The 25035-nt window shown below is 74.5% G+C and carries 22 protein-coding genes; 3 read left to right on the top strand and 19 right to left on the bottom strand.

Features of this window, described 5'->3' with window-relative positions:
- Positions 1-210 precede the first annotated feature (210 nt).
- Positions 211-588: a VOC family protein gene (locus tag AC0I8G_RS23825; RefSeq protein ID WP_471732162.1), complete on the top strand. Its 378-nt coding sequence runs from the start codon at positions 211-213 to the stop codon at positions 586-588.
- Here AC0I8G_RS23825 and AC0I8G_RS23830 read toward each other — a convergent pair.
- The 3 genes from AC0I8G_RS23830 to AC0I8G_RS23840 are packed head-to-tail and all read right to left on the bottom strand — an operon-like array spanning position 579 to position 3117.
- Positions 579-1430: an alpha/beta fold hydrolase gene (locus tag AC0I8G_RS23830; RefSeq protein ID WP_471732163.1), complete on the bottom strand. Its 852-nt coding sequence runs from the start codon at positions 1428-1430 to the stop codon at positions 579-581. The genes AC0I8G_RS23825 and AC0I8G_RS23830 overlap by 10 nt on opposite strands.
- Before the next feature lie 44 nt (positions 1431-1474).
- The gene (locus tag AC0I8G_RS23835) at positions 1475-2395 is read right to left on the bottom strand and encodes an NAD(P)/FAD-dependent oxidoreductase (protein WP_471732164.1); all 921 of its coding nucleotides are present in this window, start codon (positions 2393-2395) and stop codon (positions 1475-1477) included.
- The gene (locus AC0I8G_RS23840) at positions 2392-3117 is read right to left on the bottom strand and encodes a class I SAM-dependent methyltransferase (RefSeq protein WP_471732165.1); all 726 of its coding nucleotides are present in this window, start codon (positions 3115-3117) and stop codon (positions 2392-2394) included. Before AC0I8G_RS23840 ends, AC0I8G_RS23835 begins: the two co-directional genes overlap by 4 nt.
- 47 nt (positions 3118-3164) lie before the next feature.
- On the opposite strand from AC0I8G_RS23840, the gene AC0I8G_RS23845 reads away from it, so the two are divergent.
- On the top strand, positions 3165-3737 hold the full coding sequence (locus AC0I8G_RS23845) for a helix-turn-helix domain-containing protein (protein ID WP_471732166.1): 573 nt from the start codon (positions 3165-3167) through the stop codon (positions 3735-3737).
- 31 nt (positions 3738-3768) lie between these two features.
- Here AC0I8G_RS23845 and AC0I8G_RS23850 read toward each other — a convergent pair whose 3' ends face one another.
- The 9 genes from AC0I8G_RS23850 to AC0I8G_RS23890 form a co-directional block, all read right to left on the bottom strand.
- Positions 3769-4974: a sensor histidine kinase gene (locus tag AC0I8G_RS23850; protein ID WP_471732167.1), complete on the bottom strand. Its 1206-nt coding sequence runs from the start codon at positions 4972-4974 to the stop codon at positions 3769-3771.
- 101 nt (positions 4975-5075) lie between these two features.
- The gene (locus tag AC0I8G_RS23855) at positions 5076-6623 is read right to left on the bottom strand and encodes an alpha/beta hydrolase (protein WP_471732168.1); all 1548 of its coding nucleotides are present in this window, start codon (positions 6621-6623) and stop codon (positions 5076-5078) included.
- A 29-nt stretch (positions 6624-6652) separates the two neighbouring features.
- On the bottom strand, positions 6653-7813 hold the full coding sequence (locus AC0I8G_RS23860; protein ID WP_471732169.1) for a DNA polymerase III subunit delta': 1161 nt from the start codon (positions 7811-7813) through the stop codon (positions 6653-6655).
- Entirely contained in the window at positions 7810-9879 is a 2070-nt protein-coding gene (gene tmk, locus AC0I8G_RS23865) for a dTMP kinase (protein WP_471732170.1), read from the bottom strand. Before tmk ends, AC0I8G_RS23860 begins: the two co-directional genes overlap by 4 nt.
- Before the next feature lie 104 nt (positions 9880-9983).
- A complete protein-coding gene (topA, locus tag AC0I8G_RS23870) occupies positions 9984-12836 on the bottom strand; it encodes a type I DNA topoisomerase (protein WP_471732171.1) in 2853 nt (950 codons plus the stop codon).
- A 266-nt stretch (positions 12837-13102) separates the two neighbouring features.
- Positions 13103-14644, bottom strand: coding sequence for a DUF7059 domain-containing protein (locus tag AC0I8G_RS23875; RefSeq protein ID WP_471732172.1), 1542 nt, complete (start codon positions 14642-14644; stop codon positions 13103-13105).
- Between the two features lie 25 nt (positions 14645-14669).
- A complete protein-coding gene (locus AC0I8G_RS23880; protein ID WP_471732173.1) occupies positions 14670-17018 on the bottom strand; it encodes a sodium-translocating pyrophosphatase in 2349 nt (782 codons plus the stop codon).
- A gap of 163 nt (positions 17019-17181) precedes the next feature.
- Positions 17182-17607: an ATP-binding protein gene (locus AC0I8G_RS23885; protein WP_471732174.1), complete on the bottom strand. Its 426-nt coding sequence runs from the start codon at positions 17605-17607 to the stop codon at positions 17182-17184.
- 46 nt (positions 17608-17653) lie between these two features.
- Complete coding sequence (locus AC0I8G_RS23890) at positions 17654-18022, bottom strand: STAS domain-containing protein (RefSeq protein ID WP_328294444.1); 369 nt, start codon at positions 18020-18022, stop codon at positions 17654-17656.
- Between the two features lie 205 nt (positions 18023-18227).
- On the opposite strand from AC0I8G_RS23890, the gene AC0I8G_RS23895 reads away from it, so the two are divergent.
- Positions 18228-20594 carry a DEAD/DEAH box helicase gene (locus AC0I8G_RS23895; RefSeq protein ID WP_471732175.1) on the top strand — a complete coding sequence of 789 codons (2367 nt, stop codon included), beginning with the start codon at positions 18228-18230 and terminating at the stop codon, positions 20592-20594.
- On the opposite strand, the gene AC0I8G_RS23900 is transcribed toward AC0I8G_RS23895, so the two are convergent.
- The 7 genes from AC0I8G_RS23900 to ssd all read right to left on the bottom strand — a co-directional run.
- Positions 20546-20932 carry an Rv3654c family TadE-like protein gene (locus tag AC0I8G_RS23900; protein ID WP_471732176.1) on the bottom strand — a complete coding sequence of 129 codons (387 nt, stop codon included), beginning with the start codon at positions 20930-20932 and terminating at the stop codon, positions 20546-20548. The genes AC0I8G_RS23895 and AC0I8G_RS23900 overlap by 49 nt on opposite strands.
- On the bottom strand, positions 20929-21276 hold the full coding sequence (locus AC0I8G_RS23905) for a TadE family type IV pilus minor pilin (protein WP_328294441.1): 348 nt from the start codon (positions 21274-21276) through the stop codon (positions 20929-20931). The genes AC0I8G_RS23900 and AC0I8G_RS23905 overlap by 4 nt, the downstream gene beginning before the upstream one ends.
- Positions 21273-21467 (bottom strand): DUF4244 domain-containing protein, encoded by a 195-nt coding sequence (locus tag AC0I8G_RS23910; protein WP_471732177.1) that lies wholly within the window; start codon positions 21465-21467, stop codon positions 21273-21275. The genes AC0I8G_RS23905 and AC0I8G_RS23910 overlap by 4 nt, the downstream gene beginning before the upstream one ends.
- A 133-nt stretch (positions 21468-21600) precedes the next feature.
- The gene (locus AC0I8G_RS23915; RefSeq protein WP_471732178.1) at positions 21601-22206 is read right to left on the bottom strand and encodes a type II secretion system F family protein; all 606 of its coding nucleotides are present in this window, start codon (positions 22204-22206) and stop codon (positions 21601-21603) included.
- Positions 22203-22784 carry a hypothetical protein gene (locus AC0I8G_RS23920; RefSeq protein WP_471732179.1) on the bottom strand — a complete coding sequence of 194 codons (582 nt, stop codon included), beginning with the start codon at positions 22782-22784 and terminating at the stop codon, positions 22203-22205. Before AC0I8G_RS23920 ends, AC0I8G_RS23915 begins: the two co-directional genes overlap by 4 nt.
- On the bottom strand, positions 22781-23947 hold the full coding sequence (locus AC0I8G_RS23925) for a TadA family conjugal transfer-associated ATPase (protein WP_471732180.1): 1167 nt from the start codon (positions 23945-23947) through the stop codon (positions 22781-22783). The genes AC0I8G_RS23920 and AC0I8G_RS23925 overlap by 4 nt, the downstream gene beginning before the upstream one ends.
- Positions 23944-25035 (bottom strand): septum site-determining protein Ssd (ssd, locus tag AC0I8G_RS23930; RefSeq protein ID WP_471732181.1); only part of this gene is annotated, 1092 nt, incomplete at its 5' end. The genes ssd and AC0I8G_RS23925, both read right to left, overlap by 4 nt.

Genomic DNA, 25035 nt, shown 5'->3' on the forward strand with positions numbered 1-25035 from the left:
TCACAGGCACGGTGAGTGAGCTTACAGGACTCCCCGGGTGCTCTTCACCTCCACCGCGTCTTCCGTCGCCGGTCGGGCGCTGCTAGCTTCGCGAGTGCGCCCTCAGGGCCCCGAGTCGCTGGGAGGTTCCGGTCAGACCCCGTCCGGGGGCGCGCGCACGAGCTCCTCCTCCGGCGACCCCGATCGCCGTGACCACCCGAGGAGCGCACCGTGCCCGCATCGTTCAACCACACCATCGTCGCCGCCCGCGACCGCCACGCGTCGGCGGCGTTCCTGCGCGACCTGATCGAACTCTCCGACGCCCCGAGCTGGGGGCCGTTCACCAACCTGCTGCTGCCCGACGGCGTACTGCTGCAGTTCGCCGAACCGCCCGTGGAGGACATCCAGCCGCAGCACTACGCGTTCCTCGTCGACGAGGAGCTGTTCGACCGCGCCCACGCCCGCCTCCTCGCGCAGGGACGCGAGCACTGGGCCGATCCGCAGCGCACCCGGCCCGGTGAGACGAACACCGAGCACGGCGGTCACGGGGTCTACTTCCTCGACCCGGCCGGGCACTACCTCGAGCTGACGACGCGTCCCTACCTCTGAGCGACCCGTCGCAGGACGCCCCGCACCAGGTCCCGGACCAGGTCGGGGCGTTCCAGCGACGGCAGGTGCGCCGTCCCGGGGAGTTCCGCCCGCACGGCCCCGGGGATCCGCTCGGCGAGCTCCTCGGTGCGGGTCTGCAGGTAGCGCGCGTCGAGGTCACCGCTCGCGAGCGTCACCGGGAGGTCGAGCTCGCCGAGGCGGGACCAGGCGTCGACGGCGGAACCGCCGTGCTCGGCGGCACCGGTGCGCAGGACGGTCCGGGCCATGTCGAGGAACAGCCCGCGCGCTACCCCGCCGACCCGGCCGGGTGCGGCGAGCGGACCGTCGAGCCAGAGCTCGGCCTCGAACTCCGCCGCACGGTCGAGGTCACCGGCCGCGACCGCCGCGTCCACCGCGGCGTCGAGTTCGAGCGTGCGGGGTTCCAGGTCCGCGACCGTCGGCGACGGGGCACCGCTCACGGCCGTCCCGATCAGCAGCAGGGCGGCGATCCGGTCGGGGAACTCCAGCGCCGCGTCCAGCGCGAGGCCGCCGCCCATGGAGTTCCCGACGAGGACCACGGGTTCCGGCGAGGTGGCGTCGAGCAGGGCCCGGAGGTCCTCGAGGTGGCTGAACGCCGTGCCGCCCGGGGCGGACTCCCCGAAACCCCGCCGGTCCCAGGTCAGCGTCGCGGTCCCGTCGGGAGTCCCGTCGGGAGTCCCGTCGGGAGTCCCGTCGAGCACCACGTCCCGCCAACTGCGCCGGTCCGCGACCCCTGCGTGCAGGAACACCACGAGCGGCCCCGAGCCGGGTCGGTGTTCGTACGCCAGGGCCACGTCGTCCCGTTCGAACCACTGCGTCTGCACCGGCCCACCTTCCCAGGAACCCGGCCGGGAACCCAGCGGTTTCCTCACGCCGGGACGGCGGCGCGCGCGTCCTCGGCGACGAGGTCGCCGTTGATCGCCGCGCCGGCGAGCACCCCCGAACCGCTGGCGGCGGCCACCATCGCCCCCAGGTCGGTGACGTTCCCGGCGGCGAAGACCCCGGGAACGTCGGTGACGCCCCCCGTCCCGGTCTGCACGAACTCCCCCAGCGGGTGCGGGGTGAGTTCCCCACCGAGCTGGGCGAACAGGTCGCCCCGGGCGCGGAACCGGGGGGCGACGACGAGGGCCTGGACGGTCTCCGCCGTCTCCCCCAGGTCGAGGACGAGGTTCCCGTCGGCGCCCGACACCCGGCGCACCTCACCGCGGACGACGCGGACCCCGAGGGCCGCGAACTGCCGTCGGGTCTCCTCCGGCACGTCGTCCAAGGTGTGCTGGAACAACGTCACGTCGGGCGACAGCTGCCGGAACAGCAACGTCTGGTGCAGGCTGTTCGGGCCGCTGCCGAGGACCCCGATCCGCTGCCCGCGGACCTCCCAGCCGTGGCAGTACGGGCAGTGCAGGACGCTGCTGCCCCAGAACTCCCGCACCCCCGGGACGTCGGGGAGTTCGTCGACGAGCCCGGACGCCAGCAGCACCCGCCGGGCGCGCACGGTCGTCCCGCCGAGCAGGACGAGTTCGAACCGGTCGTGCTCGCGCCGGGCGACGACGACCCGGTCGTCGACGAAGCGGACCCCGTACCCCTCGGCCTCCCGCCGGCCCTCGGCGAGCAGGTCCAGCGGCCGGACCCCTTCCCGGCCGAGGACGTTGTGGGCGTGGTCGGAGACGCCGTTGCGGGGTTCACCGCCGTCGACCACGACGACGGAACGCACCGAGCGGGCGAGGGCGATCGCGCCGGAGGTCCCCGCCGCGCCGGCCCCCACGACGACGACGTCGCAGTCGAGGGTCACCGGGCCACCTCCGCGACCCAGACGGTGCGGGTGACCCGGGGGGCGAACTCGACCGGATCACCCTGCAGGCTCATCCCGAAACCCGCTGAGAACCGGTCGAACCACAGCCGTGCGTAGCGGCGCGCCGTCGGGCCGTCGGGGGCGGTGGTGGTCAGGGACGTGCGGGTGACCGAGAACCCCGTGGCCTCCAGCACCGACTGCCACTCGGGGTAGTGGTTCCAGCCGGCCGCGGCGGCGGCCGCGTGCGCCTGGTCCTCGAAACCCGGGGCGGTCAGGAACCGCGGCAGGCCGTCGAGTTCCAGGACGACGACCACCCCGCCGGGGGCGAGCGCCGCGCGGACTCCGGCCAGCAGGGCGGCCGGGTCGGCGACGTGGTGCAGCGACGAGGACGCCCAGACCAGGTCCACCGGCCCCAGCGGCGGGAACCCCGCGTCGAGGTCGGCCTCGTGGACGTAGAAGCCCTGCTGCCGGAGCCGCTGCGCCATGCCGGGGGAGTTGTCGACGGCGGTGAGGTGGGCGTCGGGGAAGCGGGACCGCAGCAGACGGGTCCCCGTCCCGGTCCCGGCGCCGAGGTCGACGACGCGGCGCGGAGTCGTCACGGGGACGAGGTCGAGGGCTTCGCCGAGCTGGGCGCCGAAGACCTCCGCGTCGAGGTCGAGCACCGACTCCTGCTCACCGTGCCCGTGCCCGTGGGTGGTTCCGTGGGGTGCGTGGTGGTCCATGCCGCCACGGTAGACGTGTCCTGCGTTCAGCGCATAGAGTCTTGCGCATGGAGCAAGACATCGACGCGATCATCCGCGGGCGCATCCGCGGCCTGCGCTTGGCCAAGGGCTGGTCGCTCGACTCCCTCGCCGCCCGCTGCTTCATGAGCCCCTCGACGCTCAGCCGGATCGAGACCGGTCACCGCCGCATCGCCCTCGACCAGCTCGTCCCCCTGGCCCGGGCCCTGGACACCACCCTCGACGACCTCGTCGACACCACCGGCACCGACGACGTGGTCATCCGCGCACTCCCCCAGCACCGCCCCGGAGTCACCACCTGGCTGCTGTCGAGGGAACGGGCCGTCGCCGGGGTGACGGTCGCGAAGGCCCGCATCAGCGCCGATCACGTCACCGCCGGCGAACCCCGGATCCACCCCGGCCGCGAGTGGTTCACCGTCCTCGCCGGGCGGGCCCGTCTGGAACTCGGCGACCGGACGTTCCTCGTGAACCCGGGCGAGGCCGCGGAGTTCGACACCATGACCCCGCACCGGATCGGCGTCGACCCCGGCGCCGGTGACCTGGAACTGCTGTCGATCTTCGACCGCGACGGCGAGCGGACCCACCTGCACACCGACGACTGACCCGAGCCGGCAAGGGCCACTGCAGCGGGGACTACCGCGGCCAGGGCATCCGCGCGCAGACCTCGAACCCGGCGCCGAGCGGACCCGACCGCAACCGGCCGCCGACGAGCGCGACCCGCTCGGCGAGACCGACGAGTCCGAAACCCGAGACGGGCGCCGCGCCGACGACGACGGGGACCGGGCCGGACCCCAGCGGCTGGTCCACCACCGAGACCAGCAGGGACCGCCCGCGTCGACCCTCCACCAGCACGCGCACGCGGTGACCCGAGGTGTGCTTCCGGACGTTGGTCAGCGCCTCCTGCACGACGCGGAACGCCGTGCGACCCAACGCCTCCGGCACGAGGGCGAGGTCCGGCAACCGGACGTCGAGGTCGACGGTGAACCCCAGCGAGGAGACCTCCGCGACGAGTTCCGGGAGGTCCGCCAGCGTCGGCTGCGGCCGCGGGACCGCCGCGGGTTCCACGCTCTGGCGCAGCACCCCGAGGATGTCGCGCAGGTCCTCCAGCGCGGCGTGCGCGGAACGCCGGATCGTCGCCGCCGAGTTCACCACCTCGGGATCGCCGGAACCCTCCAGCCGCAGTTCCAGCGCCCCGGCGTGCATGCTGACCAGCGAGATCCGGTGGGCCAGGACGTCGTGCATCTCGCGCGCGATGCGGGAGCGTTCGACCGTCCTGGCCTGCTCCGCGCGCAGTTCCTGCTCCGCCCGGGCGCGGACGGCCTGCTCGCGCCAGGACGCGGCCAGTTCCCGCCGGCTGCGGACGTACATCCCCCAGGCCAGCACCGGCAGCAGGATCCCGACCTGGCTGAGCACCAGCAGCCACCAGGCCAGGTCGGGGTCCGGCCACAGCGCCGACTGGGTCAGCCCGGCCGCCGCCGACGCCGCCGTGACGGTGGCCGCGGTCGGCCAGCGGCGACGGACGGCCACCGAGAACACCGCCACCACCGAGGCGACCGCGACGGCCAGGGAGAGCACCGAGGCCAGGACGAGCACGCCGGCGACCAGCACCGGCCGGCGCCGTCGCAGGAACAGCAACGGCGTGCAGACGAGGCCGAGCAGCGCGTCGAGGGCGATCCAGCCGTCGGCCCGCTGCCCCGGGGCCTCGTCCAGACCGACCCCGATGAGCACGGCCCCGAGGCTCCAGCAGACCAGGACGACGAGCACGTCACCGGTGATCCGCAGCGCGCGCCCCCAACGTCCCGGGACGCCGAACCCGACGGAGAGGTTCGTTGCGGTCACCTCGTCACGGTAGGTGTCCACCGGCGCGGTGTCGTGGGCCGAACGTCGCGGCCGATCGCGCCACGGGTCGTAGCCGCCGCGCAGTCGGGGTCGAGGTCGGGTCAGGAGCAGGTCGTGCCCTCGTCCGGCTGGACACCGGACACGACGTAGGTGTCGACGGCGGCGTCGATGCACTTCGACCCCATGCCGTAGGCGGTGTGCCCGTCGCCGTCGTAGGTCAGCAGCCTCCCCGAGGACAGCTCGCCCGCGACGTTCTGCGCCCACCGGTACGGCGTGGCCGGGTCCCGCGTGGTGCCGACGACGAGGATCGGACCGGCCCCCTCGGCGTGCAGCGCGCGGGCCTCCCCCACGGGGGCGATGGGCCAGTTCGTGCAGGCCAGACCGCCCCAGGCCAGGAACGGTCCGAACGTCGGCGACGTCGCCGCGAACTGCGCCGCGGTCGCCTCGACCTGCGGCAGCGTCTCGGCGTCGTCGCGGTCCAGGCAGTTCACGGCGTAGATGACCGTGCTGGAGTTGTCGAGGTAGGCACCGTTCGCGCCGCGGTGGGCGTAGGCGTCGGCGAGGGTCAGCAGCGCCGTCCCGTCCCCCGCGAACGCGCTCTTCAGCGCGGCCGAGAGCTGCGGCCACAACGACTCCGCGTAGAGCGGGTAGGCGACGCCGAGGTAGCCGAGCCCCTGCACCAGGTCCCGCTTCGAGCTCGTCGGCAGGGGCTTCGCGTCGAGGGCGTCGAGGAACGCGCGGACCTGCGCGACACCGTCGTCGACGCTGCCGGTCAGCGGGCAGTCGTCGCCGTCCTGGCACCCCTGCACGTAGGAGCGCAACGCCACCTCGAACCCGGCGGCCTGTCCCGCGTTGACCTGCACGCTGCTCAGCGCGGGGTCGAGGACCCCGTCGAGCACGAACCGGCCGACGCGCTGCGGGAACAGCTCGGCGTACCAGTCGCCGAGGTAGGTGCCGTAGGACTTGCCGAGGTAGTTCAGCTTGTCGTCGCCGAGGGCGGCGCGCAGGACGTCCATGTCCTTCGCCGCGGAGCGGGTGTCGACGTGCGCGGCGAGTTCCCCCGCGGCCGCGCACCCGGCGCCCAGCGCGGTCGTCTGCTCGCCCAGCGCGGCCACCTCGGTCGGGTCGTCCGGGGTGGGGTCGGTGGCGAGGAACCGGTCGATCGCGCTGTCGGGCAGGCACTGCAGGGGCGCCGACGTCCCCACCCCGCGGGGGTCGAAGCCGACGACGTCGAAGTGGTTGCGGACGGCGTCGGAGGTGACGTTCTCGGCGGCGCGGGCGTACTCGACGCCGGAGGCGCCCGGCCCGCCCGGGTTCAGGACGAGCGAACCCAGCCGGTCGTCACCCTTGGCCGCCGTCCGCAACCGCACGACGGCCAGCGAGATCGTCGCGCCCTGCGGGGCGGCGTAGTCGAGCGGGACGGTCAGCTGCGAGCACTGGAACCCGCCGGAGCAGTCGGCCCACTGCAGGTCCTGGTCGTAGAAGGCCGCCAGCGACGGGTCGGTCGCAGGTTCGCTCGCGACGCTGGACGCCGTGCCCACCGGGGAGGGTTGCGGACTGGAGCCGCCGAAGGCCGAGCACCCGGCCAGCAGGACGACGGCGAGGGGCACCGCGGCCCGGCGCGGCAGAACTCCTCGGGTGCTGCGCATGGTGTTCCCACCGTACGGGACGGGCCGGGTCAGCGGTTCGGTGCCCGCAGGCTCAGCGCCAGCGCCTCGATCGCCAGCAGCGGGGCGACGTTCTGCGCCAGCCGCTCGCGCGCGAGCTGCACCGCGTCGGCCCGGCGCAGGGTGTCCTCGGGGGTCGAGCCCTCGGCCATCGAGCGGATCTCGCCGGTCATGTCGGAGTTCACCAGGTCCACCGGGGCCCCGAGCTGCACGACGAGGACGTCGCGCAGCAGGCCGAGCAGGTCGACGAGCGAGCGGTCGAGGACGTCGGTCTGGTGCCGGCGCGCCCGCCGCTTCTGGTCCTCCTCGAGCTGACGGACCTGGGCCCGCACGGCCGGGGGGACGGTCGCGACGCCGTCGGCGCCGAGGGCCCGCAGCAGGTTCGCCTTCTCCTGGGCGTCGCGTTCGGTGGTCGAGGAGCCGGCCTCCTCGGCCGCGACCTCGACGAGCTCCCCGGCCGCGACGACGGCGTCGCCCACCCCGCGCAGCCGCTGCGGCAACCGCAGGACCTCGCGCCGCCGGATGCGGGCGCCCTCGTCGCGGGCCAGGCGCCGGGCCAGGCCGACGTGGCTCTGCGCGGCGCGGGCCGCGAAGGCGGCCATCACGGGGTCGATCCCGTCGCGGCGCACCAGCAGCTCCGCGACGGCGTCGGCGGGCGGGATCCGCAGCGGCACGTGCCGCGAGCGCGAGCGGATCGTCGGCAGCACGTCGTCGACGGCCGGCGCGCAGAGCAGCCACACCGTCTGCGGCGGCGGTTCCTCGATGGTCTTGAGCAGGACGTTGCCGGACGTCTCGTTGAGCCGGTCGGCGTCCTCGATGACGATGACCCGCCAGCGCCCCACCGACGGACGGCGCTGGGCGGTCTGGATCAGCGGTTCGACGTTCTCGCGGCGGATCCAGGTGTGCTCGGTCGTGAAGACCGTGACGCTGGCGTGCGACCCGGCCAGCGCCGTCCGGCAGCCGCTGCACACTCCGCAGCCGATCTCGACCGGGTCCTCGCACTCCAGCGCCGCCGCGAAGGCGCGCGCCGCGGTGGACCGCCCCGACCCCGGCGGGCCGGTGAGCAGCCAGGCGTGGGTCATCCCGTTGGTCCCTCGACGGGCGGCGAGCGCCGCCCGGGCGAGGACCTCGACGGCCGGGCCCTGCCCGACGACGTCGTCCCAGACGCTCACCGCGCGGCCACCCTGGCCGGTGCGGGCAGCCGGGTCGCGAGGTGGGTGCGCAGCTTCTCCTGCACGGCTCCCGGCGAGGCGGTCGCGTCGAGCACGAGGTAGCGCCCGGGGTCGCGGGCGGCCAGCAGCAGGAACTGCTCGCGCACCCGGGCGTGGAAGGCCTGCGACTCCGCCTCCATCCGGTCGTCGGCGGCGCGCCCGGCCCGGCGGGCGGCGGCGGTGACCGGGTCGACGTCGAGGACGACGGTGACGTCGGGCAGCAGGCCCTCGGTGGCCCAGCCCGACAGCCGCTCGACCTCGTGGGCGGGCAGGTCGCGACCCGCGCCCTGGTAGGCGAGGGAGGAGTCGACGTAGCGGTCGCTCAGCACGACCGCCCCGCGGGCCAGCCCGGGCCGGACGACCTCCGCGACGTGCTGGGCGCGGTCGGCGGCGAAGAGCAGGGCCTCGGCGCGCGGGCTCAGCGGCTGCTCGTCCCCGCGGTGGCTGAGCAGGACCTCGCGCAGCTCCCGACCGGTGGCCGTGCCGCCGGGTTCACGGGTGATCACGACCTCGTGGCCGAGGTCCTGCAGCCACTCGGCGAGCAACCTCGCCTGGGTCGTCTTGCCCGACCCGTCGCCGCCCTCGAAGGCGACGAAGCACCCGCCACCGGTGCGCGCCGTGTGGGCGGGGGCGTCGAGGGCGGGCGTCTCCCCGCGCCGGAAGGCGTCGAGGAGGTCGGCCCAGAGGCTGGTGCCGCGCCGGTCGTCCATCTGGCGCAGCGAGACGAACCCGGCGATCCCGGTGATCACGCCGGCGACGGCCATCGCGAGGGAGGCGCCCGAGTACGTCACCGACCAGTGCGCGCTGGGGGCGATCGTGCGGTCGCCGAGGAAGCGCGCCACCCACGGGGCGACGAGCATGACGGCGATGATCACGACGCGGGTGCTGGAGCCGACGAAGGAGAACGTCCGGCCGCGGACGTCGTCGTCGACCTCGAGGCCGAGCAGCGTGTACGCCGAGACGTAGGCGAGCCCGGTGAACAGCCCCAGCGCGACGACGAAGAGGGAGGCGACGACGATGTTGCCGACGAGGGCGACGAGCACGAGGGCGACCCCGGCCGCGGAGAGCGCGAGCCCGAAGGTGCGCCGGCGGCTCAGCCCGGACAGCCAGCGCGGCCCCTGCCAGACCCCGAGCGCGACGCCGGCGAAGACGGCCATCACCACGACGCCGTAGCCCGGGTCACCCGCGCCGAGCCCGGTCACGAAGGCCCGGCCGAGCCCGAGCACGACCCCGCCGGCGCCGAAGGCGACGAGCATCCCGAAGACGAGGCCGCGCAGCAGCGGGGACCCCCCGACGAACTTCCAGCCCTCGACGATGTCGCGGCCCAGCGTCGGGGCGAGCCCGCCCTCGCGCGGACGCGGCGGGCGCGGCGGGATGTCCAGGCGCCAGATGACCACCGCGGCGATGAGGAAGGTGAACGCGTTGACGTACATCGCGAGGTTCGACTGGTTGCCCGCGAGGAAGGGCAGGGCGTTGTCCAGGACCCCGGTGAGCAGCGTCAGCAGGATGAAGGCGAGCCCGGCGACCGGGGCGGAGCCGTAGGTCGCGACGAGGCTGATCTGGTTGGCGACCTCGAGGCGTTCCTTCGGCACCAGGTTCGGCACCGTCGCGTCCTTGGCCGGGCCCCAGAACAGCGTCACCAGCTCGATGAGCAGCGTCGCGACGAAGAGCCAGGTGAGGCTGCCCACGATGGGGATGGAGATGAACAGCCCGAAGCGCAGCACGTCACCGACGACCATCGTCGCCCGCCGGTCGAGGCGGTCGGCCAACGCTCCGGCCAGCGGCCCGAGGAGGGCGGCCGGCGCCAGCTGGAGGATGAAGACCGTCGAGACGGCGACGCTGGTCTGGGTCGAGTTCCCCACCGTCAGCCCGGCGGCCGTGCCCAGCTTGGCCAGCATGCCCAGCCAGTCGCCGAAGCTGGAGAGCATGAGCGAGAGCCACATGCGGCGGAAGTCGGGGTACTGACGCAGCAACGCCCGGACGTCGTGGTTCGGAACCGCCGTGTCGGGCGCCGCGGTCTCAGTCACGTCGTCAGGGTAAGCGCCACCTCCGACACCCCCCGGCCACCGGCCACACCCCGATCGGTGATCTTGCCGGGATTCCCAGCGAGATCACCGATCGGGAGGAGGCGTCAGACGTCGGAGGCGACGGTCTTCTTCGCAGCGGTCTTCTTCGCCGCGGTCTTCGTGGCCGCGGTCTTCGTGGCGGCCTTCTTCGCGGTCGTCTTCTTGGCCACCGTCTTGCGTGCGGTCTTCTTGACCGGCCCCTTGGCCCGCTTCTCGGCGAGCAGCTCGGCGGCGCGTTCCAGCGTCACCGTCTCGGGGTCGTCGTCCTTGCGCAGGGTGGCGTTGGTGGTGCCGTCCGTCGCGTACGGGCCGAAGCGGCCGTCCTTGATCACGATGGGCTGACCGGACTCGGGGTCCGCGCCGAGCTCCTTGAGCGGGGGCTTGGCGACCTGGCCGCGGCGCATCTTCGGCTGGGCGTAGATCGCGAGGACCTCGGGCAGGGTGATCGAGAAGATCTGGTCCTCGGACTCCAGCGACCGGGAGTCCGTGCCCTTCTTCAGGTACGGGCCGTAGCGGCCGTTCTGCGCGGTGATCTCGTCACCGGACTCGGGGTCGGCACCGACGACGCGCGGCAGCGACAGCAGCTGGAGGGCCTGCTCGAGGGTGACGGACTCCACCGACATGTCCTTGAACAGCGACCCCGTGCGCGGCTTCGCCTTCACGGCCTTCTTCGCCGCGCGCTTCTTCGGCGCCCCCTCGACCGGTGGTTCCGGCGCGGGTTCGTCCTCGACGAGCTCGGTGACGTAGGGGCCGTAGCGGCCGACGCGGGCCACGATCGTGCGCCCCGACTCCGGGTCCTGCCCCAGGACGTTGTCGCCCTCGGACTGCGTCGTGAGCAGCTCGTAGGCCTTGTCGACGGTCATCTCGTCGGGCGCGATGTCCTCGGGGACGGAGGCCTTGAGCAGCTCCCCGGTCTCGCGGTCCGGGCCCTCGAGGTAGGGGCCGTAGCGCCCGACCCGCAGGACGATGCCCTCACCGATGGGGATCGTCGAGATCTCGCGGGCGTCGATCGCCCCGAGGTCGTCGGCGAGGCCCTTGATGCCGTTGAGCGCGGTCGCGCCGCCGCTGGACCCGTCCGGGTTCGGCGGGGTCGCGACGACGCCGCCGGCCGGGCCGTCGGCACCGAAGTAGAACTTCGTCAGCCAGTCGACGCGTTCGGCCTCACCGCGCGAGATCGCGTCGAGGTCGTTCTCCATCTCGGCCGTGAAGTCGTAGTCGACGAGCTTGGGGAAGTGCTCCTCGAGCAGGCGCGTCACCGCGAACGCCAGCCACATCGGCACCAGGGCGTTGCCCTTGTACTGCACGTAGCCGCGGTCGACGATGGTCGAGATGATCGAGGCGAAGGTCGAGGGACGCCCGATCCCCTTCTCCTCCAGCGCCTTCACCAGGCTCGCCTCGGTGTAGCGGGCGGGCGGGGAGGTCTCGTGCCCGGCGGTCGCGAGGTCGGAGGCGCGCAGGGCGTCCCCCGCGCTGACCTGGGGCAGGCGACGGTCGTCGTCACCGCTGTCGGTGTCCGCGTCGCGGGTCTGGTCGCGACCCTCCTCGTAGGCGGCGAGGAAACCGCGGAAGGTGATGATCGTGCCCGAGGCGGAGAACTCGGCGTCGCGGCCGTCGGCCGTGGTGGCGCCGAGGCGGACGGTCGCGGTGGTGCCACGGGCGTCCTGCATCTGCGACGCGACGGTGCGCTTCCAGATCAGGTCGTACATCCGGAAGTCGTCGCCGCGCAGTTCACCGGAGACCTGCGCGGGGGTGCGGAACGTCTCCCCCGCGGGACGGATGGCCTCGTGGCCCTCCTGCGCGTTCTTCGACTTCGACGCGTACGCGCGCGGCTGCTCCGGCACGTACTCGTTGCCGTAGAGCTCCCGCGCCTGCGCCCGGGCCGCCGACAGCGCCTGCGAGGACAGCTGGATGGAGTCGGTACGCATGTAGGTGATGTAGCCGCGCTCGTAGAGGCCCTGCGCGGTGCGCATGGCCTGGCGGGCGTTGAGGCGCAGCTTGCGCGACGCCTCCTGCTGCAGCGTGGAGGTGATGAACGGCGCCGCCGGACGGCGGGTGTACGGCTTCTCCTCCACCCCGCGCACGGCGAAGCTCGCGCCGGCGAGACCGTCGACGAGGGCCTGGGCGGCGGGGACGTCGAGGTGCGCCACGTTCTGGCTCTTGAGCCGGCCGTCGTCGCCGAAGTCGCGGCCCGTGGCCACGCGCTTGCCGTCGAGGCTGGACAGGCGGGCCCCGAACGCGCCGTCGTCGGCCGTGAAGGTGCCCGTGACGTCGGCGTAGCTCGCGGCGACGAACGCCATCCGCTCGCGTTCGCGCTCGACGCAGAGGCGGGTCGCGACGGACTGGACGCGGCCGGCGGAGAGCCCCGCGCGGACCTTGCGCCACAGCACGGGCGAGAGCTCGTAGCCGTAGAGGCGGTCGAGGATGCGGCGGGTCTCCTGCGCGTCGACCATGCGGTCGTCGATGTCGCGCAGCTCGCCGACGGCCTGCTGGATCGCCTCGCGGGTGATCTCGCCGAAGACCATGCGGCGGTAGGGGACGCGCGGTTCGAGGGCCTGCACGAGGTGCCAGGCGATGGCCTCGCCCTCGCGGTCGCGGTCGGTGGCGAGGATGAGCTCGTCGGCGTCCTTGAGGGCGCGCTTGAGCTCGTTGACCTTCTTCTTCTTGTCGTCGTCGACGACGTAGTACGGCTCGAAGCCGTGGTCGACGTCGACCGCGAACTTCCCGTACGGGCCCTTCTTGACGTCGTCGGGCAGCTGGGAGGGCTGAGGGAGGTCACGGATGTGGCCGTAGCTGGCCTCCACCTGGTAACCCGGCCCGAGGTACGTCGAGATCTTGTCGATCTTGCTCGGCGACTCGACGATCACCAGTCGGCGCAGTCCGTCGCCGGACGCTCGCGTTCCCTGGGACTTGCCCGCCACTGGTCCTGCCTCTCACCTTCGACTTCTCGTCCACCCTGCTCGGGTGCCGGGCGCGGCCCGCCGGGCCGTCACACCCTGTGCACTCTCGCACGCCGTGCTGCCACTCCGTGCATCGAACGAGCGCGCTGACAATGTCGCACGCCGCGTCGCGTCCCCCGCAACCGGCGCTCGTCCCGCGCCCTCCGGGGGTGGGTCGTGGACTCCACGCGCCGCTAGGTTCGTCGCGTCGAGTCCACGACCCGAACCCGACCCGGCCCCCGACCGCCTCAGGGCAGCAGCAGGATCCCGTCGGCGATCAGGTCGCGGACGCGGGGGTAGAGGCGGGTGCGAACCTCGCCGACCGCCTCCTCCCCCAGCACGGCGAGCCCGGCGGTGATCTGGCCCACGGTCAGCTCCCCGTCGCAGGCCCCGACGAGTCCCGCGAGGTCGCCGTCGACCTGCGCGACGTGGCGCAGTCCGCCGCCCTGGCGCAGCAGCACGATCCGCGGGTCGGGGTCCCCGGGGGTGTGGAAGCGCTCGTCGGTGACGTCGGGCGCGACCTGGAGGGTGAGGTCACCGAGGTCGTCCGGGTCGGCGAGCCCGGCGAGGCGGTCGTGCACGGCCAGCCCGGCCGCGAACACCTCGCCCAGCGGGTCGGAGAGCGTCGCGAAGTTCTCCTCGAAGCGGCGCAGCGGGGCCCCGGAGCGCAGCGGCCGGCGCAGCGTCAGCACCCCGAACCCGACCCCGGTGACCCCGCGGGCGGCGAAGTCGTCGAGCCAGGCCGTGTACAGCTCGTCGAAGCGGGGCCCGGACTTCTGCCCGCCGTCGCGGATCCACGTCTCGGCGTACAGCGCCGGGTCGGCGACCTCGCGCTGGACGACCCAGGCGTCCAGCCCGGTCCCCGCCAGCCACTCCTCCAGGCGCTGGGACCAGCTCTGCCCGTCGTGCAGTTCCCAGTTGCCCAGCAGCTGCGCGACGCCGCCCGGCGCGAGCACCTCGCCCACCCCGCCGACCAGGCGCTGCACGAGGGAGTCGCCCGGCATCCCGCCGTCGCGGTACTCGTAGGTCGGCACCGCGTCGGTGCGCGGGGTGATGACGAACGGCGGGTTGGAGACGACGAGGTCGAACCGCTCCCCCGCCTCGACGGGGTCGAAGAGCGAGCCCTGGCGCAGGTCGAGGGCGACCTCGTTGAGCGCGGCGTTGACGGCGGCGAGGTCGAGCGCGCGCTCGGAGGTGTCGGTGGCCGTGACCCGGCGGGCGTGCCGGGAGGCGTGCAGCGCCTGGATGCCGCAGCCGGTGCCGAGGTCGAGGACGCGCTCGACCGGGGTGCGGATCGTCGCCGAGGCCAGCGTCAGCGACGCGCCGCCGACGCCCAGGACGTGGTCGGCGGACAGCGCCTCCCCCGTCGCGAGCTCCCCGAGGTCGCTGACCAGCCACCAGTGCGCGGTGCTCCCACCGCCGGGCAGGGCGTCGTCGACGGAGTACGGCCGGAGGTCGACGAGGGGTTTCACCTCGTCGTCGGGGCCCGGGCCCGCGGCCCGGACCAGCCCGAGCCGTTCGGCCCCGGCGGTCCCGGTCCGCGGCAGCGCCGCGTCCAGGGCGGCCCGGGTCACGGCCCGCCCGAGGGTCGTGACCCGCAGCAGGACGGCCGCGGGATCGCTCGACCCCTCCGTCGCCCGCAGCGCAGGCAGGGACTGCTCCCGGTCCAGCGCCGCCGAGGCGACGTCGCCGACGAGCGCACCGACCCCGTCCACGGTGTAGTTCGCGGCCTGCAGGTCCGCCCGCAGGTCGGCGACGAGGACGCGGGGGTCGGTGATGGGAGTGCTCACGTCGGGCGAGTCTGCCGCACCCGCCTCAAGGCAGGCGTTCGACGTTCTCCTGGGTGCGCAGGTCCAGGTCCGCTGCGGAGCCCGTGGGAGCGGCCATGTCGACCTGCCGGAGCTTGCTGACGGCGACCGCGGCCACGATGATCACCGTCGCCACGACCGCGATCCCGTAGCGCAGCCAGGCGTTCGCGTCGGCCCCGATGGACAACGTCACGACGGCCGGGGCGATGAGCAGGGCGACGAGGTTCATCACCTTGATGAGCGGGTTGATCGAGGGCCCGGCGGTGTCCTTGAACGGGTCGCCGACGGTGTCGCCGATGACGGTCGCCTCGTGCGCCGCGGACCCCTTCCCGCCGTGCAACCCGTCCTCGACGAGCTTCTTGGCGTTGTCCCAGGCCCCACCGGAGTTCGCGAGGAAGACCGCCATCAGCACCCCCGCCCCGATCGCGCCGCCGAGGAAACCGGCCAGCGGGGCGACCCCGAGTCCGAAGCCGACGGCGATCGGGGCGAAGGCGGCGAGCAGGCCCGGCGTCGCGAGCTCACGCAGGGCGTCACGGGTGCAGAGGTCCACGACCCGGCCGTGGTCGGGCTTCTCCGTCCCGTCCATGATCCCGGGGTGCTCGGCGAACTGCCGCCGGACCTCGAGGACGACCGCCCCGGCGGAGCGGCCGACGGCGTTGATGGCCAGACCCGCGAAGAGGAACACGACGGCCGCGCCGAGCAGGACCCCGACCAGCGTCGTCGGCGTCGAGACGCTGAAGTCGCCGATGGTGCGCTGCAGGTACTGCGACGGGGTCTCGATCGCGACCGCGACCTCGTTGATCCGGGTGAGGACGGCGTCCTGGTAGGAGCCGAACAGCGCCGTCGCGGCGAGCACCGCGGTCGCGATGGCGATCCCCTTGGTGACCGCCTTGGTGGTGTTGCCGACGGCGTCGAGCTCGGTGAGGACCGCGGCCCCCTCCTCGTCGACGTCTCCGCTCATCTCGGCGATGCCCTGGGCGTTGTCGCTGACCGGCCCGAAGGTGTCCATCGCGACGATGACCCCCACGGTGGTCAGCAACCCGCACCCGGCCAGCGCCACCAGGAACATCGCCAGCGCGAGGACCCCGCCGGCGAGGACGAAGGCGAAGAACACGGCTCCGGCGATGACGAGGGTCGTGTAGACGGCGGACTCCAGTCCGAGACCGATCCCGGAGAGCAGGACGGTCGCCGCACCCGTCGTCGACGCGTTCGCGACGTCGCGCGTGGGCTTCGACTCGGTGCCGGTGTAGTGACCGGTGAGGAAGAGGATGAGGACCGCGAGCAGGATCCCCAGCAGCACCGCCGCGGAGGCGATGAGCCGGGGATCGCCGTTGAGGCCCGCGACGCTGGCGTCGGCGCCGGCGAACCCGGAGAAGCGGGAGGGGAGGTAGGCGTAGCACGCGACCGCGGAACCGAGCAGGGCGATGCCCGCGGAGAGGTAGAAGCCGTTCTGGATGGAGGTGAGCCCGCTGACCCCGGGCCGGGCCCGGACCAGGACGACCCCCAGCGCCGCCGTGATGGCCCCGATGGCCGGGATGAGCAGCGGCAGGACGAGTCCGTCCTCCCCGACGGCGGTGCTGCCGAGGATGACCGCGGCGACGATCGTGACGGCGTAGGACTCGAAGAGATCGGCCGCCATGCCGGCGCAGTCGCCCACGTTGTCGCCCACGTTGTCGGCGATGGTGGCCGGGTTGCGCGGGTCGTCCTCGGGGATGCCCTTCTCGATCTTCCCGACGAGGTCGGCACCGACGTCGGCGGCCTTGGTGAAGATGCCGCCGCCGACGCGCATGAACATCGCCAGCAGCGCGGCGCCGAAGCCGAAGCCCTCCAGGACGGTGGGGGCGTCGGGGCCGAAGGCGAGGACGGCGATCGACGCGCCCAGCAGGCCCAGCCCGACCGTCGTCATCCCGACGACACCGCCGGTGCGGAACGCGATCCGCATGCCGGTCTCCCGGCCCCCGACGCCCTGGCGGGCCGCGGCCGCGACGCGCACGTTGGCGCGCACCGCGAGCGACATCCCGAGGTAGCCGATGGCCGCCGAGAACACCGCACCCAGCACGAAGGCGCCACTGCGGGCGATGCGCAGGTCCCAGCCGTCGGCGGGCAGGGCCAGCAGCAGGAGCAGCACGGCCACGGCGAACCAGACCAGCGTGCGGAACTGCCGCCGCAGGTAGGCCGCGGCGCCGTTCTGCACGGCACCAGCGATCTCCTGCATGCGTTCGGTGCCCTCGCCGGCCTCCAGCACCTGTCGTCGGAAGACCCAGGCGGCGACCAGCGACAGGACAGCGACGACCGCGACAGCGATCGCGATGCTCTGCGCGGAACTCGACAGGTTCACGGGCACGGTGGGGGGCATCCGTCCTCCTCGACGTGTGATGACCTTGACACGCAGCGTAGGGCCGCACCGCCGAGAGTGCTACACCCTGCGATCGCCGATGATCACGGCGTCGGCGAGAGGCGTGCGGTTCGGGCGTGAGGTCACCGCGCGCACGAGGGCACGGCGGAAGGGACGACGCGCGTCAGTGCGCGTAGTGCCCGGGGCCTTCGACGGCCTGACGGGTCCAGCTGAGGGCGACACCGTCCGCGGACGCCGTCTGCTCGCTGGTGTCGGCCATGCCGGCCATCAGCGCCAACGAGAGGGAGTCCGTCTCGGAGAGGTCGGACCCCGTGTCGGGCAGGGGCTCACCGTGCGCGTCGCACTGCACGACCGTCACGTCGAGGCGGTCCTGGTCGTCGCACAACCGCATGTCGACGAGACCGACGGGCGGGGCGGAGGTCCGGGTGCCACCGGCGACGGCGCGCGCACACGCCTCGCCGATGGCGATCCGGATCTCGTCGAGCTGGTTCTCGCCGAACCCGGCCCGCCGGGCCACGGAGACCGCCACGAGCCGAGCGGTGCGTACGTGCTCGGCGAGCGGCGAGAACCGCAGGGTGACGGTGGGCACGGGTTCGACGATTCCTGTTGCTCGAGGGGATCCGGGGCTTGCTCGGTCAGGACGAGGCGTTGGCCTCGTCCGTCGCCGACGAGGCGGCGATCGCGTCGGCCACGGTGTCGTGGATCGGGAAGACCTTGGTCAGGCCCGTGATCCGGAACACCTTGAGGATCTTCTCGCGCTGGCACACGAGGTGCAGCGAGCCGTCGTGCGAACGGACCCGCTTGAGGCCTCCGACGAGGACACCGAGCCCGGTGGAGTCGAGGAACTCGACACCCTCCATGTCCACCACCAGGTGGTGGTGGCCGGCCCCGACGAGTTCGTTCAACCGCTCGCGCAGGGTCGGTGCCGTGTACACGTCGATCTCGCCGGACACCTCGACGACAGTCCGGCCGCTCTCCTCGCGGCTGGTCACCGACAGGTCCACTGGGACCCTCCTCGCTGCTGGTTGATGCTCGCTGGTCGCGGAGCAGACGTGCGTGCTCTGGGCTGCCTTGCGAGGGCCGTCGTGCGCTGCCCTCCCGTGCATTCAACCATCGCGCTCCGTGAGCAGCTTGTCCAACTTCGGCCACGTCGTCCCCCCGGGGAGTGCCTCGCCCAGGGACCGGGCCGATCGGGGGGACACTGGCGGCGTGGAATCCCGCTGGCAGCACCTGCTCGACGCCGGTGTCCGCAGCGACCGCGTCCGCCACGTCGAGAACCTCCCCGGGCGCACCGGTGAGCGGCTGCCGTGGCCCGGGTGGGCCGACCCGGAGGTCGTGGCGGCCCTCGAACGCGGAACCGGTGGGCTGCCCTGGCGCCACCAGGTCGAGGCGGCCGACGCCGTCTGGGCCGGGCGCTCGACCGTGATCTCGGCGGGGACGGCGTCGGGGAAGTCGCTCGCCTTCCAGCTGCCGGTGCTGACCTCGCTGCGCGCCACCGCGGCCGCCGCCCCCAACGGCAAGGGCGCCACCGCGCTCTACCTCTCGCCCACCAAGGCGCTGGCCGCCGACCAGGACGCGAGGTTGCGCGCCCTGGGCCTGGACGCGCCGATCACCAGCACCTACGACGGCGACACCCCGCCGGAGGTGCGCCGCTGGATCCGCGAGCACGCGGGCGTGGTCCTGACCAACGTCGACATGCTGCACCGTTCGGTGCTGCCCGGGCACGAGCACTGGGCGAGCTTCCTGCGGAGGTTGCGCTTCGTGGTCGTCGACGAGCTGCACACCTACCGCGGGGTCTTCGGCGGGCACGCGGCCGCGGTGCTGCGACGGCTGCGTCGGATCGCGGCGCGCTACGGCAGTGAACCGGTCTTCGTGCTGGCCTCGGCCACGGTCTCCGAACCGGCCACGACGGCCCGCCGGCTCACCGGGGTCGACGTCCACGTCGTGGCCGAGGACACCTCCGCCCGGCCGCCGGTCTCGGTCGCGCTGTGGGAACCGCCGCTGCGCGCCGCGCCGGCGGGCCCCGACGGGTCGAAGCCCGCCGAGCCGTCGCGCCGGACCGCGACGGCCGAGACCTCCGACCTGCTGGGCGACCTCGTCGCCGACGGGGTCCGGACGCTGGCCTTCGTCCGCAGCCGGGCCGGGGCGGAGTCCGTCGCGGCCGGGGCCCGGCGTCGCCTCGCCGAGGTCGACCCGTCGCTGGGCGAGCGGGTGCTCGCCTACCGCGGCGGGTACCTCCCCGAGGACCGCCGGGTGCTGGAGGAGGGTCTGCGTTCCGGACGGGTCGTCGGCATGGCGACCACCAACGCCCTCGAACTCGGCGTCGACGTCGCCGGCCTCGACGCCGTCCTCGTCGCCGGGTGGCCGGGCACGCGAGCCTCGTTCTGGCAGCAGGTCGGTCGTGCGGGGCGTCGGGGGAACCCCGCGCTCGGGGTCCTCGTCTGCCGGGACGACCCCCTGGACACCTACCTCGCGCACCACCCGGAGTCGTTGTTCGGCGTCGGCGTGGAGGCGACGGTGCTCGACCCCGACAACGCCTACGTCCTGGCCCCCCACCTGGCCGCGGCGGCGCAGGAACTGCCGTTGACCGAAGCCGACCTGGAACTCTTCTCCCCCGTCGCCCGCGACGTCGTCGACCTCCTGGTGCGACGAGGTCTGTTGCGGCGCAGGGTGAACGGCTGGTACTGGACCCGACGCGACCGTGCCTGCGACCTCACCGACCTGCGCGGCGCGGGTGGCAGCGTACGGATCGTCGAGGAACGCACCGGCCGGGTCCTCGGGACGATCGAGGCGAGTTCGGCCGATTCCCAGGTCCACGACGGGGCCGTCCACGTGCACCAGGGACGGACCTACGTCGTGGACCACCTCGACCTCGAGGACGGCCTCGCGACCGTGCACCCGGAACCCGAACCCGGTTACACCACCCACGCCCGGTCGAGTTCCGACGTCCGGGTCCTCGCCGTCGACGGGACCCACCGCGCCGGGCCGGTCACGATCTCCTCCGGGGTGGTCGAGGTGTCCAGCCAGGTCACGGGTTTCCTGCGCCGGCTCGTCGGCTCCGGGACCGTCATCGGCGAACGTCCGCTGGACCTCCCGGAACGCCGGCTGCGGACCCGGGCCGTCTGGTGGACCCTCGACGAGGACGTCGCCGAGGGGGTCCTCGGAGACGTCCTGCGCCTGCCCGGTGCGCTGCACGCCGCCGAGCACGCCTCGATCGGGATGCTGCCGCTGCTGGCGACCTGCGACCGCTGGGACCTCGGCGGTCTCTCCACCGCGCTGCACGCCGACACCGGTCTGCCCACCGTCTTCGTGCACGACGCGGTTCCCGGCGGAGCGGGTTTCGCCGACCGCGGCCACGCCCGCGTCGAGGAGTGGCTGACCGCCACCCGCGACGCCGTGGCCTCCTGCCGCTGCGCGCAGGGGTGCCCCGGCTGCGTGCAGTCGCCCAAGTGCGGCAACGGCAACGAACCCCTCGACAAGGCGGGCGCCGTCGCCGTGCTCGACGTGCTCGTCGCCGCGCTCGTGGCTCACCACGACGCCCTCGGGTCCGTCCCCGGGGCGGTCTCGGTCGCCTGACCCGCGCGGGCCTGGGCCCGGGCCGGACCGAGGACCCCGGCGAGACCCGACGGCCGGACGCTCGCACCCACGAGCACCGAACCGTCGCCCGCCACGACGCACCCCGCCGGGGCCGCGCCCTGCGCGAGCAGCACCTGCCGGGCCCGGGCGCACGGGTCACCCGCGGCCCGACCCACGACCACGTCGGCGCCCGCGAGCGCCGCGAGGTCGGCCGCGGCCTCGGCCCGGTGCCGGGCCAGCACCGCGCCACAGAGCGCGAGCACCAGCAGGAGCAGCGAGATCAGCGCCGAGCAGATCCCCAGCACGAGGACGCTCCCGCTCCCCTCGTCGCGTCTCACCCCTCCACCGCCGCGGTCGCGCTCGCCCGGGCCGGCACCGAACCGCCGAGCGGCCCGACCAGTCGCGCGGCGGAGCTCACCTCGACGACGACGTGACCGGGGGAACGGGTGACCGAGACGCCGGCGCCGTCCGGGGCGAGGGCCGCGGCGGCGGCGCGGACGACGTCCGGGTCCTCCCCGCGGGCGGCCACCCGGGCCCCGGCGCGGGCCGCGTCGACGCACTGCACCTGGGTGAGCACGACACGGACCGCACCGAGGGCCAGGGCCAGCAGGACGAGCACCGCCGGCAGCGCCAGCGCGAACTCGGAGGTGACCGAACCGGTGTCCCGTCCTGCTCCCCTCATCCCAGGCTCAAACCCTGCCGGACGATGCCCAGCAACATCCCGCGCACCTCGTCGCTGCGCAGGATCGCGATGAGCAGCGCGGCGAAACCACACGCCGCCAGCGTCGCCATCGCGTACTCCGCCGTCGCCATGCCCGCATCGCCTGCATCGCGTGGAATCTCCTCCACCGGTTCCTCGACGTCCTGGTTCAACTCGACCTCCTCTGGTTCGGCGCCGGATCCTCCGGCCCGCAACCACTCTCGACCCGGAGGACGGGGGTTTCCGGTGTGCTTCCGGCACCTGTGGACGGAGCCGCCGCCGTCCGGCCCTGTGGAGACCGCGGCGTCACGAACCCGTCCCGAGGACCTCCCCGGCGAGCGTCAGCACGACGGGGACCACCCCGAGGAGGAGGAACGCCGGCAGGGTGCACAACCCCAGCGGCAGCACGAGGAACGCGGACAACCTGGCCGCGGCGGCCTCGGCGTTCCACCGGCGGGTGGCCCGGGCCGAGGACGCCGCCGAGGCGAGCAGCGAGGCCGCGGGCGCACCCGTGCGGGTGGAGAGCAGCAACGCCTCGGCCAGTTCGTCCCACCGGGCGGTCTGCGCGGTCAGTGAGTTCCAGGCCTCCTCGGGCGCGGAACCCCAGGACAACTGCACCGCGACCCGGCGCAGGGGCGGGTCCTCGGGCACCCCGGCGGCCGAGAGCGCGTCGAGCGTCGCCTCCAGCGCCCGCCCCGGGGGCAGGCCGGCCCGCACGGCCGCGGCGACGAGGTCGAGGACGAGCGGGACGTCGGCCGGTTCGACGCTCCCCCGACGCACCCCGGGCGCCCGGGCCAGGCGGCCACGGAGGGCCCGCAGCCGGCCCCGGGGCAGCCGGGGCCGGGAGGGGCCCCCGCCCGTGGCGACCAGGACCGCGGCCCCGAGGACGAGCGCCACCAGCAGACCGCTCACCGGGCCGCTCGTTCGGCGGACGCAACCAGCCGGGCGCTCCAGGACCAGCCGAGCACGAGCAGGACCCCGCCGACGGCGCCGGCCAGCCGCCCCGGTCCGGAGCCGAGGGCCTCCCACGGGGGTGCGCCGAGGGCGGCACCGAGCGCGAGGCCGAGCAGGGGCAGGGCCGAGACCGTCCGTGCACTCACCCGGGCCCCCGCCAGCGCCGTGCGGACCGCGGCCCGGGCGCCAGCGTCGGCCCGCAACCCCTCGGCGGCGGCCTCGAGCGCGTCGGCGGCCGGGGCACCGGTCGCCGTGACGAGTCGCCAGACGGCGCGCACCGCGACCGGGGAGGCCTCCGCCGGCCCCTCGACACCTCCCCCCGCGTGCTCCCAGACCAGGGCGGGGGCGATCCCGGCCCGCAGCAGGGCGGCGGCCCGCTCGGCCTGGCGGGCTCCGAGGAGGGCCTCGTCACCCGCCCTCGGCCGGTTCGCCCGCCGTGGTCGCGGGCTGCGGACGTCGGGGGCGCGCGGAGCCCGCCGTCCGGGTGCCACCAGGACCGCGGCCCCGAGCAGCCCGCCGACGAGGAGCCCGCTCACCCCCGCACCTCACCGGGGAGGTCGAGCAGCCCGGCGAGGCGCTGCCAGCCCGGGCCCGGCTCCTCCCGCCCGGCCACCAGCGCCGGGACCACGACCGCCCGTCCGCCCTCGGCGGCGACCACGCCGACCTCCACGAGCCCGCGGGCCCCCGCTCGGCGGGCCACGTGCAGCACGACGTCGATCCCCGCCAGCACCTGGGCGTCGACCGCCCCGGGGGTCAGCCCGGCCGTCGAGGCCAGCGCGTGCAGGCGCGCCGGGACGTCGGCGGCGGTGTTGGCGTGCACGGTCCCGGCCCCTCCGGCGTGCCCGGTGTTCAGGGCGGCGAGCAGGTCGCGGACCTCCGCGCCGCGGCACTCCCCCACCACCAGGCGGTCCGGGCGCATCCGCAGGGCCTGCCGCACGAGGACGTCGAGGCCGACGGCACCACGACCCTCCACGTTGCCGTGCCGGGCCTCGAGGCGGACGACGTGGGGGTGGTCGGGGCGCAGTTCGCCGGAGTCCTCGACGAGCACGATCCGTTCGCCGCTACCGACGAGACCCAGCAGGGCCTGCAGCAGCGTCGTCTTGCCGCTGCCCGTCCCGCCGCTCACGAGGAACGACGTCCGGCGCGCGACGACAGCGCGCAGGACCGGTTCCCACCCGGCCGGGACCGCTGCGCGGGCGAGGAGTTCGGGGAGGCCGAAACGTCGCACGGCCGGTACCCGCAGGCTGAGGTGCGTCCCGTCGGGGGAGAGCGGGGGCAGCACCGCGTGCAGCCGGGTCCCGTCGGGCAACCGGGCGTCGACGAACGGGCTCGCCTCGTCGAGGCGTCGTCCGGCGCCGGCGGCGAGCCGGACGGCCAGGGTCCGGACCTCCGCCTCACCGTCCAGGGTGACGTCGGCGCGACGCAGACCGTCCCCGTCGTCGATCCAGGCCGCTCCCCCGCCGTTGACCAGCACGTCGGTGACCCCGTCGAGTTCCAGCAGCGGCTGCAACCGCCCGGCGCCGCGCACCGCGGCCCCGACCCCGTCCAGCAACCGCAACAGGTCGGGCGCCGCGAGCACGACCCCCTCGGCCCGCGCGGCAGCGGCGACCGTCGGCGGATCGGGGGTCGACCCGTTGCGCGCCAGACGGTCCCGGACCCGTTGGACGAGGTGGAAGAACTCCTCCTCGGGCAGTCTCACGAGGTCTGGACCCAGTCGCGGGCGCAGGCCAGGGCGAAGCTGCGCAGCCCACTGCGGCGGCCGCCGGGGACGCCCTCCCCCCGCTCCATGCCGACGTCGAGGTCGCGGTCGGGGCGGACCACCCCGGCCAGCGGTGCCCCGGCGGCGTCGGCCACGTCCTCGGCGTCCGTCCCCGTCCCGACGTCGCGCACCACCAACCGCACCGGGGCGGTCGTCGCGGCCCGCAACTCGTCGACGACGACGCAGGCCGCCGCCGCGGCCCGGGTCGTCCCCGGGACGACGACGAGCACTTCCGCGCACGCCCCCAGCACCGGTCCCAGCCCGTCCAACCCCGCTCGGGGCAGGTCGAGGACGGTCGCCGCGAACGCCCGGCGGGAGGCCTCGACGACGGCCCACAGCTGGTCCGGAGCGGGTCCCCGGCCTCCGCGGCGGTCGGTCGCCAGGACCTGCAGCCCGGCCCCGAGGCGGACGCTGGCGCGCAGCACGTCGGGGCTGATGCGCCCGTCGACGCCGGCCAGGTCGCCCCAGCGCAGCCCGGGCAGCGCGTCCGCACCGAGCAGCAGGTCCAGGCCGCCGGAGCGCGGGTCGGCGTCGACGAGGAGGCAACCACCCAGGGTGTCCGCGAGCGCCCGGGCCAGTCCGGCGGCGAGGACGCTGGCCCCCGCACCGCCGGCGCCGCCGACGACCGCGAGCAGGGTGCCGGACCCGCCGGGTCCGGTGGCCGCGTCGGTGAGGAGTTCTAGCAGCCAGTCCTCGGCTTCGGGGAGCAGGACGGCGTGGTCGGCGTCCACCCCCGCCGCGCTTTGCCACCAGGCGGGCCCGACGGGGGCGCTGCCCACGACGACCACGGCGAGGCCGGGCCGTCGCAACGCGTCGAGTTCCGCGGGGTCGGTGCCCGCGTCGGCGAGCACGAGGGCCGGTTCCTCCGACGGTGCACAGGTGCGCCGGAGGACGCACCCAGCCGCGGCCGCCAACCTGACGACGGCGGCGGCGAGCTCGTCGTCGTCGGTGAGGAGCAGGACGGGACCGGTTCGGGAGGCGGTCGGTCGCGGGACGGGTCCCGGGGTTCGGGGACGGCTGCGGGGGCC

Source organism: Kineococcus sp. AC630, from assembly GCF_979255925.1.